Here is a 12,219-nt window from a genome sequence, read left to right as displayed (position 1 = left end):
GGGATAGAGAAATTATTCCAAAGAGATTGAGGAAATCTGGAATCACTGGGTTTATGCAAGAATCATAAAAAGCAGATCTCTTTGTATATTTTCTGACAAAAGGAGACCTGCTTTTTTCTGATTTGGTGATATTTTATAACAGATATGATATTCATTTTTATTTAATATTCTTCGGGTCAAGCGCATCCCGCAGGCCATCACCGACAAAGTTGAAGCATAAAACGGTCATTAAAATAAATAGCCCGGGAAATAACGGGTACCACCATGCTTGAATCATTACTGTGAAATTCTGTGCGTCTTGAAGCATGTTCCCCCAGCTAGCGATTGGCGGCTGGATACCGAAACCCAAATAGCTTAACGTTGATTCAGCTAGAATGACACTGCCTACTTTTAGAGTAGCGGAGACAATAATTGGTCCGATACAATTCGGTAATATATGCGAAAAAATAATTTTGTGATTTTTTGTGCCTATTGTTTTAGCAGCCAATACAAATTCCCTTGACCTTAGAGATAAAAACTCACCTCTGACTAGTCTCGCTGTTGTAGTCCAACCCGTCAAAGAAAAAATCAAAATTAACTTATCCATTCCGGGTTGAAAAATTGTAACTAAGGTAATAAGCAGAAAAATATCAGGAATAGATAAGACTACATCGACAGCCCTCATTAATACAGCATCTACTATTCCTTTAAAGTACCCTGCTACAGCTCCAACAACCGTACCTATAGTAATCGCACCAATTACCGAAGCAAAACCGACTAATAAAGACACACGAGCTCCATATAACACCCTTGTAAATATATCTCGCCCAAACTTATCCGTTCCCATTAGATTTTTAGGGCTTGGCGGCTTCAGTTTGTTTAAAAGTGATTGACTCTCAGGTGAGTAAGGCGCAATAAAAGGGGCAAAGACTGCCATTAAAATAATAACTGTTAATATGATACCCCCAACAACAGCAAGCTTATTTTTGAAAAATTTCTCAAAAAAGATCCTAGTCATTGTTTCTGGTTTTTTTCTAATATTTTCTTTTAGCTTTACCTCATTAGAGGGAGCCGCAGTGTTTGGATGTGCCATATGTGTCTCCCCCTTTTAATATTCAATTCTCGGATCAACTAATGCATACAAAATATCTGCAATCAAGTTCCCCAGTACAACCAAAACAGCAGAAATTACAGTCATGGCCATAATAACCGGATAATCTCGAGAGAATGCCGAATCAATAAATAACTTCCCTAATCCCGGCCAAGTAAAAATCTGTTCAACTACTACAGCACCGCCAATAAATGATGGAATCATCAATCCGAAAATTGTAATAACAGGAAGCAGGCCATTTCTCAAACCATGTTTGAAAATCACTTTATTTTCTTTGAATCCTTTGGCTCGAGCTGTTCTTATATAATCTTGCTTTAATACATCAAGCATACTTGATCTTGTATAACGAGTAATACCTGCCATATCCGCAGTTGCTAAAACAAACGCAGGTAAAATTAAATGATGGAGCCTATCAAAAATGTTAAAGTCAGCGTTTAAAGTGCCGACACCTCCCGTAGGAAACCAACCGAGATTTACGGAAAGAACCATAATAAGAATTAATCCGAACCAGAAATTTGGTATTGCCAGCCCCAAAAATGACGTGACGGTTATACCATAGTCAAGCTTAGAATAAGGGCGTTTTGCAGAAAGAACACCGAAAGGAATTGAAATCAGAAGAGCAACAAGAGTTGAAAAAACCATAAGCACCAGAGTATTCGGTAAACGTGAAAGGATTAGATCGGAAACTGGTGTCCCTTTTTTTACAATAGATGTCCCAAAGTCGCCTTGGAGCATATTTCCTAGCCATTTTAAGTATTGAACAGGTTCTGGATCATTGAGCCCGTACTTTTCAATAAATTTCGCTCTGTCAGCTTGGCTGATTGTCGGATCCATCATAAGTGACATCGGATCACCTGGCGCCGCTTTCATTATCGCAAATGATAAAATTGTAATGCCCAAAAGAATTGGCAGAGACATTAATGTTCGACGAACAATATATGTAACCATATTCTTGTCCCCTTTTCTAAAATAGGATAAAGAGGAAAGGATGCTTGCTTGATCCTCCCCTCTCTAGGGATTTAATTATTATTGTTCAAGCCACCATTTTTCAATATGATATAAGTCATTTTTCGGATGGAATACATATCCATGCATGTTTGTCGGGATTGCCCTATGATAATTGTAATAAAACAGGAATGAATAAGGCTGGTCCTCAGCAATCAATTTATAGATTTCTTCGTATTTTTTCTGATATTCTTCTCTGTTTGTAATTGACTTTGCCTCAACTAAAAGTTTATCAACCTCAGGATTTTTGTACCAAATATTGTTCAATCCATTTTTAGACTGACTTGAATGGAAGATCGTGTATTGGTCAGGGAACGTAGCTAGACTCCATCCAAGCAACAATGCATCATAATCCCAATTTGGTGGATTTGTCTGTTCGATTAGAGCACTAAATTCCACAATTTGCGGTTTTGCTTCAATTCCTACTTCTTTAAGTTGCTGCTGAACAACAACTGCTAAATCCTCCCGAATCTTATTACCCTGGTTAGTTTTAATGGTAAATGAGAATTTTTTTCCGTCCTTATCAAGGTAACCGTCTCCATCTGTATCTTTCCATCCTGCTTCTCCCAAGAGCTTTTTAGCTTTTTTAGGATTGTAATCAAATGTAGGTACATCACCTTTTGGATAGTTCCAAGAAAGCGGACTTTCAGGAACGTTTGCAACTTTACCATCACCATTTAACACCTGATCTACCATTGCTTTTCGATCAAGCGCATACGTAAGAGCTTGGCGGACTTTTTTGTCTTTAAATAATTCGTTTTTTTCATTCCATCCAATATAGCTGTAGTTCAAACCAAGATCTGATTTAACTTGAACATTATCAAATGTTTTAACTGTCTCAATGTCTGTGCCTGGTACAACAAAGAAGTCAATATCCCCAGCTTTTAATTGAGCAACAGCGGCATTAGAATCAGGAATCGTCTTAACTGTCACTGTATCTAAATACGGTCTTCCGCCATAGTAGTCATCATTTGCTTCAAGTTTTACATAATCACCCTTTTTCCATTCAACAAACTTGAATGGACCCGAACCAATTGGATTCTTTCTGTTAAATTCATTTTCGCCTAAATCTGCAACAGGCACTTTCCCTAAAATGTGTTTAGGCAGAATACCGTAACTGCCTAAAACAACATTGTAAAAATACGCATCCTTTTTCTTTAATTTAAATTCAATTTCATAATCACCTTTTTTTGTAACAGATTTTAGTGATTCAAAACCAGAACCGCGTTCACCATTATAGTCCTTGTTTAAAGGGATGCTATAAGTGAAAACAACGTCATCGGCTGTAAGTTCTTTTCCATCATGGAATTTTACACCTTTTCTAATTTTGACATCATAAGTCAGGCCATCTTTGGATTCCGTTACTTTCTCAGCTAAAGCAGGTTTCACATTTAGTTTTTCATCCGTTTCTAATAATGTACTATAGATCATCCCTTCAATATCTGAACTGGAAACGTCTGTAGAATAGAGTGGATTAAACAATGTTGGCTCCCCAGTTGACCCTACAACCAAATCCCCGCCTTGCTGCGGTTTGCCTGCTGATTTTTTCGCGCTGCTGTTGCTTGATTTTGATCCCGAGCAGGCTGATAAAAAGATGGCCAGAACCATCAATACACTTAGCATCATCAGTGCGGTTTTCCGTCTTTTCATTAGATATTCCCCCTCTTGAAATGTTCGTTCTTCTCAGCTGTTGTTTATGTAGTGTGCATACCCCCTCTCAAAGCTGTGCGGGCAACATTAGCTATAAAGGTGACAAGCCACAAAGTGGCTGGGAGCAGCTTCTTTAAATTCTGGTATTTGTTCCTTGCATATCGATTTTGCAACAGGACATCTTGTGTGGAATACGCAGCCTTTTGGCGGGTTGGCCGGACTAGGCAGTTCTCCCTTCAGGACAATGCGTTCACGTTTGACAGATCCTCTTTTTCTTGTAACCGGAACGGAGGATAAAAGCGCTTGGGTATATGGGTGAAGCGGGTTGTCATAAAGCTCATGCTTGCCGGTCAGTTCCATCATTTTGCCAAGATACATTACTCCGACTCTGTCGCTGATATGGCGTACGACACTCAGATCATGAGAGATAAATAGATACGTAAGATTAAATTCTTCCTGTAATTCCTCCATCAAGTTAATCACTTGGGCCTGAATGGATACATCAAGTGCGGAAACCGGCTCATCTGCAATGATCAGCTCTGGATTCAAAGTGAGTGCTCTGGCAATGCCGATCCGCTGGCGCTGGCCGCCTGAAAACTCATGGGGATAACGGCCGGCAAACGACGGGTGAAGCCCTACTCTTGCAAGCAGCTCTTCAACTTTTTCGTTTCGTTCACGCATGGTATACATGTTGTGCGTATTAAACGGCTCCTTTATGATGGAACGCAGGGTCTTTCTCGGGTTTAACGAAGCAAATGGATCTTGGAAAACCATTTGAATATTTTTGCGGACATTCTTCCGCAGCTTCTCCTCTGACAGATTGGAAATATCCTGCCCTTTAAAAAGAATTTGGCCCTCTGTCGGTTTGTACAGTCTGATCATCGTTCTGCCGGCAGTCGATTTTCCGCAGCCCGACTCTCCAACGATTCCGAGTGTTTCTCCTTTTTTTAACGAAAATGAAACACCATCCACCGCTTTTACATCACCGACTTTTCTTTGAAAAAGGCCTGACCGGATCGGAAAGTATTTTTTTACGTCACGAAGCTCTAAGATTGTTTCTTGATTAGCTGCTGTCATGATTGTTCGGCACCCTCTTCCTCATATAAAAAGCATCTCACCGTTCTTCCGCTTTTGTGTGTCAAAAGCGAAGGCTGATTTGTCCAGCACTTATCCATAGCTTTCGGGCACCTTGGGGCAAAACGGCATCCCGGCGGCAGATTATCCGGTGTAGGCACACTGCCTTTAATCGCATTTAATTTATCAATCTCTCCATCTATAACAGGAATTGACGTAAGCAGGCCTTCTGTATACGGATGAAGCGGTTTTAAAAATAAGTCATCAACGGTAGCGTTTTCTACGACTTGTCCGCAGTACATGACAATTACTCTATCGGCAGCCTCAGACACGACACCTAAGTCGTGTGTGATCAGAAGAATCGATGTATTGAACTTCTGACAGAGATCTTTCATGAGCTCCAGCACCTGGGCTTGTATTGTCACGTCCAGCGCTGTCGTTGGTTCATCAGCAATGAGCAGTTTAGGATTACAGCTCAGTGCGATGGCAATCATCACCCTCTGTCTCATACCGCCGGACAGCCGATGCGGGTACTCTTTCATAATTTGCTCCGCCCGGGAGAAACCGACCATCTGCAAGAGTTCAACAGCCCGTTGACGGGCTTCTTTTTTCTTCATGTTTTTATGGTAAATCAGCACTTCGGTAATTTGTTCTCCGATTGTTAACACCGGATTAAGGGAGGTCATTGGTTCCTGAAAGATCATGGATACTTCGTTACCGCGGATTTTGCAATAATCGTTTTCAGTGAATGAGGTGAGGTCTTTGTCTTCGAGTTTAATAGAGCCGTCCATGATTTTTCCGCCTGAGCTTTGGACGAGGCCCATAATTGATAAAGAAGTAATGCTTTTTCCGGAGCCCGATTCACCTACAAGCGCGACGGTTTCGCCTTTGCTGATGTGAAAATCGACTCCGTCAACCGCAGGGATCGGCTCCTTTTTCCTGAAAAAATAAGTCTTTAAATTATTCACTTCTAAAAGTGTGCTCATGCTAGCTCCCCTTTCCCCCCTCTTGTTGTCAAACGTTTTCAAGAGAAAGCAATCCCTTTATTCAGAAATAATAAATAATATCGAATTATCGAAAAATTTTATAGTTGTATATTATTACAATCATTTTGCAAAATCAAGAATTTTTTAGGATAAATGTAATATTATTAATGAAATTCCATTATTTCATCCTTTTAAAGCATTGCATCCAAAAAGGTCTCAGCAGGAATGGACAGCCCGTCTGCGGCGCTTGCCTTGCTGGCGGTTAAATATTTTTTTACAATATTGAATCCAACTGCGTATCCAAGCATTTTTGGCTGATATCCTTTGCCGAATAACAGCTGGGGAAATAATCGATTATCCCGTTTGATATCCCGATAGGGCGCAATCTTTTTTTCATATAAAGCCTGAAGCTGCTCCGGTGTATACCAAGTCGTCCATTCAGCCGTTTGACTTCGGCCGAACCTCTCATAAACAGCATATTCCGCCAGCCCTTCCATGATGATTGTATCAAGTAATGTGACATCCTTTTCCTCTTTTGTCAGATGACCTAACCGGCAAACGTGATGATACTCATGCGTCATAAGGGCAGATACTGACCCAAAATCTAAATCTGACGAAAGAAAAAGGAACATTTTGTCTTGAAAGGCGAGTCCTGATTTTGATCCGAACTCTAAACGGATTCTCCTGTTTCGTTCATCAACCGGCAGCGTGACAATTGGTACATCAGGACCTTGCCATTTGTTTTTGAGGTACTGTTCTTCCTTTTGGATATGTCCGTAAAAACCTTTTTCCTTCAGCTTGGAAACAGTCTGAATACCCTCTTTTATGTTTTTAAACATCCCATGATGCTGAAGGTGTCCCAGAATGCCCTTCCAGTTCTTTTTCTCCGCACCTGAAAAAAGCGGGATAATGTAATGCGCCAAATCATCTATTGAATCAGCCTTCCTGAGCCAGCTATATGTTTGTTCTACACTCATGTGATCGCCTCCTCTTTTAATCCTATGCACACAAAAAAAACCGGCTACCCTTTAAGGGCAGCCGGTTTGGCTTGATTATGATTGATATTTCTTAAAGATTAATGTTGCGTTGTGTCCGCCGAATCCTAATGAGTTGCTGAGAACATAATTAAGTTCCTGTCTGCGGGCTTCATCAGGCACATAATCCAAATCACATTCTTCGTCAGGTGTTTGAATATTGATTGTCGGCGGAATCACGCCTTCTTTAATGGCCAGGATAGAGAAAATGGCTTCAATACCGCCGGCTGCTCCTAAGAGGTGGCCTGTCATCGATTTTGTAGAGCTTACCGCAAGTTTATGCGCATGCTCGCCAAAAACAGTCTTAATCGCCATTGTTTCGTATTTGTCGTTGTAATACGTGCTTGTCCCGTGAGCATTGATGTAATCAATTTCCTCAGGTGCAATGCCTGCATCTTTAATGGCTTCTTGCATCGCTCTCGCTCCGCCTTCACCGTCTTGGGCCGGCGCTGTGATATGATAAGCGTCTCCGGTTGAGCCGTAGCCGACAATTTCTCCGTAAATTTTAGCGCCGCGGGCCAGGGCATGCTCAAGTTCTTCAAGAACGATAATCCCTGCACCTTCCCCCATGACAAAGCCATCACGGTTTTTATCAAACGGGCGGCTCGCTGTTTTCGGATCTGGATTAGTAGACAGCGCTTTGTTGGCACTAAAGCCGGCGAATGACATTCTTGTCAGCGGCGCTTCTGTTCCGCCTGTGACCATCACGTCTGCATCGCCGCGCTGAATAACCTTAAACGCGTCACCGATGGAGTTCGTTCCTGTAGCACATGCTGTAACCGTACAAGAGTTCACCCCTTTTGCTCCTAATGCAATAGAAATCTGGCCTGTCGCCATGTCAGGAATCATCATTGGCACGAAAAACGGGCTTACCCGTCTTGGGCCTTTTGTTAAGAAGATTTCAAATTGAGACTCTAGTGTTTCAAGTCCTCCGATACCGGAGCCTACCCAAACACCGACTCTCGGTGCGATCTCATCGGTAATGTTAAGATCTGCGTCTTCAACCGCCATTTTCGCAGCCACAACCGCATATTGTGTAAAGCGGTCCATTTTTCTGGCTTCTTTTTTATCCATATAATCTTCAACATTAAAATCTTTTAATTCAGCGGCAACTTTTGCCGGATATTCTTCAGCGTCAACACGAGTGATCGGACCGATTCCGGACACACCGTTGATTGCGTTATTCCAACTTGTATCGACGTCGTTGCCAAGTGGAGATAATGCTCCAAGTCCTGTAACAACTACTCTTTTTTTAGTCATCTTGTGTGCACCTCACCTTTTTTTATCGGCCCCAGCGGATTGCAATGGCGCCCCATGTTAGTCCTCCGCCGAACCCTACCATAACGACCACATCGCCGTCTTTGATTTTACCGGCTTCCAATTCTTCTACAAGAGAGATCGGAATGGATGCGGCAGAAGTATTTCCATATTTATGAACAGTTTTAGACATCTTTTCGACAGGAAGCTCTAAACGCTCGCGAGCAGCTTCCATGATACGGATGTTCGCCTGATGCGGAATCAAAAAGTCGACATCCTCTTTTGAAAGTCCGGCTTTTTCAATGACATTTACGCATGATTCTCCCATTTGGCGGACTGCAAATTTGAAAACCTCTCGTCCATTCATGATTGTATGTCGTTTTTCATTCAGATACAAGTGCTGACCGCCTGTGCCGTCGGCTCCTAGTTCAAATGAAAGGATTCCTCTGTCATCACTGACTGGCCCGACTACCGCAGCGCCTGCTCCGTCTCCAAACAGAACGGCTGTATTGCGGTCTTCCCAGTCGGTAATGCTTGAGAGCTTCTCTACACCGACAACTAGAACATGCTTGTAGGTTCCGGATTCAATAAATTGTTTACCGGTTACAACCCCGTACATGAAGCCCGCACAAGCCGCGCTGATATCCATAGCACACGCTTTCTTCGCGCCGAGCTGTTCTTGAATCATACAAGAGACCGTAGGAAATGACTGATCAGGTGTAACAGTTGCAACTAAGATCATATCCAGATCCTCAGCAGCCACTTCAGCTTGTTCCAGCGCATTTTTCGCTGCTGCAACAGCCATATGTGATGAAAACACATCATCTGCTGCGATTCTTCTTTCTTCTATTCCTGTTCTTGTACGAATCCACTCGTCAGAAGTTTCAACCATTTTTTCAAGATCATGATTTGTTAAAACCTTCTCAGGAATGTAACGTCCAACACCAAGTATTCCAGCTTTCATAAGGGAAGACTCCTTTATATCTTAAATTTAGAAGATCAATCAGGTTGTGATCAATTATTAGTATCAGGTACTAATTCTATCCTATTTTTTTTCACATGGCAATATATTCGTCTAAACTATCAGTTCATCTTACTCATAGAGTATGGTATATGGAAAGGAGGCGTATGCAGTTGGATGTGTTTTCAAGAATGATGTTCGGCGATGCAGCAAAACCAACAGAAGAGAAGGAGGAACAGCAAGAGGAGGTTTCTCAGACAAACGACGAAGAGACGATTCATTACATGCATATTATGGACCAAATCGGTTCAATTATGAACTCTCTTGATCAAATCAAGCCCGCTTTAAAGGAGCTTGCGCCCATGCTCTCCGCTATTAAAAAGAAAATCATGTGAAAAGCCACTTTCAAAAAAGTGGCTTCTTCTTATTCTGTTTCAGATTTAGCGTCAGACTTGCCAAGCTCATAAGCTTCCGCCATTACCGTTGTAAATAGATTCATAAACGGCTGGATGGCCTCCATTGAGAGCTCAATGCCTGATTTCTCAAGCTGTTCTTTCGCTTCAGGGAGATATTTCATGGCAATTTGCAAGAATTCAAGTGATTTTTCGTGCTGCATGTGACGTCACTCCATTACTCGTTTTTTGGCAGCTCGCCTGTTTTGTTGTATGTTTTGATCAGCTTGGCGATTCTTTGCTGAAAGTCTTTGTCGACGAGCGGGCTGAATGTTCCCATCTCAACGACTCCCGTATTCAGGTCGTAGTAATGATCGCCGCCCTCAAGGGTGCCTTTATTAAATTGTTCAGCAATGATTTCATAGGCCTTGTCCACATTTTGCACCGTGCTGGTTAATACGGTATTCTCGCCCAGATCCGATTGATCTGTGACGTAGCCAATGGCATAAAGACCGTCTTTTTTGATTTGCTGAATAACAGGAACATTATACCCGTCTCCGGCGGGATACACAACATCCGCGCCTTCGTTCTTCATTTTCTGATAAAGCTTTACTGCTGTTGTATCATCATCCCAATGATCCGTATATTTCGTATTTACCTCTATATCCGGATTTTCATACTTGGCCCCTTTGATAAAACCATCAACCTCAGGCTGCCACGTAAAGGAGGCAATTACACCGACCTGATTCGTTTTCGACATATGGGCAGCAGTCATTCCTCCAAAAAAGCCCATTGCTTCCCCGCTGAAATGGACACTCGTTACATTATCAGCTTTCGCTTTCGCATTGGAAATGACGAATTCCATATCTGGATAATCTTCGCCGACCAAGTTAAACACCTCAGCATATTCACTCCCATGGCCGTAGAGCAGATTGACGCCCCTCTTATGAAAATCCTCAATCGCATTTATGATATCTTCTTCTGTTTTAACGCCTTCTTTATAATAGACGTCCACATTGTATTTGGATTGTATATTCAGTAATCCTTTATACCCTTTTGTGCCCCATACGAGGTCATTAATCGTATCAGGAAAGAGCATGCCGACCTTCTCAATTTTTCCTTTGAACGGAGTTTGTCCACATCCACTCAATAAAAGGAGGACAGAAAAGATCATGACAAGCCTTGTGATCAAGTCATGTTCAACTCCTTTTGACAAGCTATAACATGTATTATTTTTATACGTTTATTGTATCTAGAAAACTCGAAACATGGAAGGTTTTTCTTAATATTTGTCGAAAATTGATGAAAATTGTCTTTTCCACTCGATAATTTTTGTTTTTGCTTCTTCTTTTGAGGTTTTCTCTGTGACTTGCAATTCAAAAAGCTGATCTTTGCTATGACGGCTGGGTTCTAACAGGAATCTCAGCAACTCGTCAGCCACGTCGTTTGTGTAATAGCCTTTTTCCTCTGTTTCTTCTTTCCATGGCCCATACATTTTCGGCAGGATCACGGTTTTTTCCGAGCCTGTTTTTTCACGTTTTTCCCATTCTTTTCGGTCTTCTTCATATACTAAAATATAAGGAGAATCACATTGGTCTAAAGGCAAAAAACTTCCGAACTGGATACAAATTGTATCATACTTTTGATCTCCAATGTGCTCAAGCTGGCGAAAGAGTTCATTTCTCCCAAGCCACATGAGTCTTTCTTCTAAGTACATTTGTCTCATTTTATCTTCTGTTTCCGCCAGAACAACGTCAACATGTATGCCTTCATCCATCATTCGCTCACATAATGAAAGGCCGAAAAATTCGTCCGCACCTACAATCAGCGTTGATTCCATTGCATCTGCCGCCCTTCCGGTTTTTCATTTCCCAAAACAAAACAGCCTCCGCAAAAGAGAAGGCTGCTGTCATTATATTCTCTATAATTCTTTTTCATGACTATGAAAGAATTTGCAAATTGATGCATAAATTCTGCTTGGATGCTCAAATAAATGAAATGTCATGTCGACCGGTGAGCCTTGCTTTTGCTGTTTTTCCTTGAAAACTTCCGCATGTACACTGTAGGGATATGGAGCTCCGGTCATACGCTGCCATATATGAACCGGTACGCCGCTCGGGTAGCTTTGAATTGTTTTATAACGAAGCGCTTCCGCTTCTTTTTCAGAAATTCCGTAGCTTTTCGATACTTCTTTCAAAAATTGCTTATAGAAAAATTTATTTTCTTTTTCCGATTCATAATGTGCCTGAAGATCGAGACAAGGATTCAACATTGCGGCTGAGCGGATATGATCCGGGGAAAAACGAAGCAGTTCATCGGCCACGAGAGCACCCATGCCTTCTGCTAAAATATGAATCTTCGGATTGAGGATTTCCTGCTTCAGCACAGAATGTATCAGCTGTTTGGCATAGGTGACTGCTTTTTCCGCCCCCCAATGCCTTCCGAACAGATTGCTGTTAAAAAGAGTGTATCCTTCATTGATCAACATGCTCAGAAGCTGATTTCTGCCATAATGCTGCTGCCAAAAGCTTGAATCATGTCCGACAAAGTGGGTTCTGTCTCCCAAGATAAAGATGCCGAAGCCGTTCGGGCGATAGGGCAGATGAATGACATTATGCTCCGTTCCCAGTTGAAAGTATCTTTCCGTTATTCCCATCGCTTGCCCGCCTCCTTTCACACTTCATCTCACGCTATCTTATGTAAATAGAAAAGAAACGAATAAGGTAAAGTCCTAGCCTTTTACATTTTTGGCTATTATAATGATTGACGT

13 protein-coding genes are annotated in these 12,219 nt (G+C 41.7%); 1 reads left to right on the top strand and 12 read right to left on the bottom strand.

Annotated features, from left to right (window positions below; all coding sequences use genetic code 11):
* Positions 1-157: 157 nt before the first annotated feature.
* From opp4C to fabH, 8 genes are all read right to left on the bottom strand, one after another.
* Positions 158-1,072: an oligopeptide ABC transporter permease gene (gene opp4C, locus KXZ66_RS06130; RefSeq protein WP_219144851.1), complete on the bottom strand. Its 915-nt coding sequence runs from the start codon at positions 1,070-1,072 to the stop codon at positions 158-160.
* Between the two features lie 15 nt (positions 1,073-1,087).
* Positions 1,088-2,038, bottom strand: a complete 951-nt coding sequence (locus tag KXZ66_RS06125; RefSeq protein ID WP_015252362.1) for an ABC transporter permease — start codon at positions 2,036-2,038, stop codon at positions 1,088-1,090.
* Positions 2,039-2,116: 78 nt separating this feature from the next.
* Positions 2,117-3,745 carry a peptide-binding protein gene (locus tag KXZ66_RS06120; protein ID WP_076457861.1) on the bottom strand — a complete coding sequence of 543 codons (1,629 nt, stop codon included), beginning with the start codon at positions 3,743-3,745 and terminating at the stop codon, positions 2,117-2,119.
* A gap of 87 nt (positions 3,746-3,832) precedes the next feature.
* Complete coding sequence (gene appF / locus KXZ66_RS06115; protein WP_049140722.1) at positions 3,833-4,822, bottom strand: oligopeptide ABC transporter ATP-binding protein AppF; 990 nt, start codon at positions 4,820-4,822, stop codon at positions 3,833-3,835.
* On the bottom strand, positions 4,819-5,805 hold the full coding sequence (appD, locus tag KXZ66_RS06110; protein ID WP_046160279.1) for an oligopeptide ABC transporter ATP-binding protein AppD: 987 nt from the start codon (positions 5,803-5,805) through the stop codon (positions 4,819-4,821). Before appD ends, appF begins: the two co-directional genes overlap by 4 nt.
* 191 nt (positions 5,806-5,996) lie before the next feature.
* On the bottom strand, positions 5,997-6,782 hold the full coding sequence (locus tag KXZ66_RS06105; protein WP_219144850.1) for a DUF2268 domain-containing putative Zn-dependent protease: 786 nt from the start codon (positions 6,780-6,782) through the stop codon (positions 5,997-5,999).
* 75 nt (positions 6,783-6,857) lie between these two features.
* Positions 6,858-8,099 carry a beta-ketoacyl-ACP synthase II gene (gene fabF, locus KXZ66_RS06100; protein ID WP_003244890.1) on the bottom strand — a complete coding sequence of 414 codons (1,242 nt, stop codon included), beginning with the start codon at positions 8,097-8,099 and terminating at the stop codon, positions 6,858-6,860.
* 22 nt (positions 8,100-8,121) lie between these two features.
* Entirely contained in the window at positions 8,122-9,060 is a 939-nt protein-coding gene (gene fabH, locus KXZ66_RS06095; protein ID WP_003232971.1) for a beta-ketoacyl-ACP synthase III, read from the bottom strand.
* A gap of 164 nt (positions 9,061-9,224) precedes the next feature.
* Between fabH and yjzB the strand changes: the two genes are divergently transcribed.
* Positions 9,225-9,452: a spore coat protein YjzB gene (gene yjzB, locus KXZ66_RS06090; protein ID WP_120027973.1), complete on the top strand. Its 228-nt coding sequence runs from the start codon at positions 9,225-9,227 to the stop codon at positions 9,450-9,452.
* Positions 9,453-9,481: 29 nt separating this feature from the next.
* Here yjzB and comZ read toward each other — a convergent pair whose 3' ends face one another.
* The 4 genes from comZ to KXZ66_RS06070 all read right to left on the bottom strand — a co-directional run bounded on the left by comZ (position 9,482) and on the right by KXZ66_RS06070 (position 12,105).
* A complete protein-coding gene (gene comZ / locus KXZ66_RS06085) occupies positions 9,482-9,673 on the bottom strand; it encodes a ComG operon transcriptional repressor ComZ (RefSeq protein ID WP_003224559.1) in 192 nt (63 codons plus the stop codon).
* Positions 9,674-9,687: 14 nt separating this feature from the next.
* Positions 9,688-10,641, bottom strand: a complete 954-nt coding sequence (gene med, locus KXZ66_RS06080) for a transcriptional regulator Med (RefSeq protein WP_014476425.1) — start codon at positions 10,639-10,641, stop codon at positions 9,688-9,690.
* A 90-nt stretch (positions 10,642-10,731) separates the two neighbouring features.
* Complete coding sequence (locus tag KXZ66_RS06075) at positions 10,732-11,289, bottom strand: hypothetical protein (protein ID WP_014476424.1); 558 nt, start codon at positions 11,287-11,289, stop codon at positions 10,732-10,734.
* Between the two features lie 81 nt (positions 11,290-11,370).
* Positions 11,371-12,105: a hypothetical protein gene (locus KXZ66_RS06070; protein ID WP_049140719.1), complete on the bottom strand. Its 735-nt coding sequence runs from the start codon at positions 12,103-12,105 to the stop codon at positions 11,371-11,373.
* Between the last annotated feature and the right edge of the window lie 114 nt (positions 12,106-12,219).

This window comes from Bacillus sp. LJBS17, assembly GCF_019334685.1.
Lineage (GTDB): Bacteria > Bacillota > Bacilli > Bacillales > Bacillaceae > Bacillus > Bacillus subtilis.
This window is presented reverse-complemented; position numbering and strand designations above follow the sequence as displayed.

Excerpts from the sequence above, each read along its gene's own strand:
- comZ (WP_003224559.1), bottom strand. The coding sequence starts at position 9,673 with ATGCAGCACGAAAAATCACTTGAATTCTTGCAAATTGCCATGAAATAT.
- KXZ66_RS06070 (WP_049140719.1), bottom strand. The coding sequence starts at position 12,105 with ATGGGAATAACGGAAAGATACTTTCAACTGGGAACGGAGCATAATGTC.
- KXZ66_RS06075 (WP_014476424.1), bottom strand. The coding sequence starts at position 11,289 with ATGGAATCAACGCTGATTGTAGGTGCGGACGAATTTTTCGGCCTTTCA.
- opp4C (WP_219144851.1), bottom strand. The coding sequence starts at position 1,072 with ATGGCACATCCAAACACTGCGGCTCCCTCTAATGAGGTAAAGCTAAAA.
- yjzB (WP_120027973.1), top strand. The coding sequence starts at position 9,225 with ATGCAGTTGGATGTGTTTTCAAGAATGATGTTCGGCGATGCAGCAAAA.
- KXZ66_RS06105 (WP_219144850.1), bottom strand. The coding sequence starts at position 6,782 with ATGAGTGTAGAACAAACATATAGCTGGCTCAGGAAGGCTGATTCAATA.
- appD (WP_046160279.1), bottom strand. The coding sequence starts at position 5,805 with ATGAGCACACTTTTAGAAGTGAATAATTTAAAGACTTATTTTTTCAGG.
- fabF (WP_003244890.1), bottom strand. The coding sequence starts at position 8,099 with ATGACTAAAAAAAGAGTAGTTGTTACAGGACTTGGAGCATTATCTCCA.
- fabH (WP_003232971.1), bottom strand. The coding sequence starts at position 9,060 with ATGAAAGCTGGAATACTTGGTGTTGGACGTTACATTCCTGAGAAGGTT.
- KXZ66_RS06120 (WP_076457861.1), bottom strand. The coding sequence starts at position 3,745 with ATGAAAAGACGGAAAACCGCACTGATGATGCTAAGTGTATTGATGGTT.
- appF (WP_049140722.1), bottom strand. The coding sequence starts at position 4,822 with ATGACAGCAGCTAATCAAGAAACAATCTTAGAGCTTCGTGACGTAAAA.
- KXZ66_RS06125 (WP_015252362.1), bottom strand. The coding sequence starts at position 2,038 with ATGGTTACATATATTGTTCGTCGAACATTAATGTCTCTGCCAATTCTT.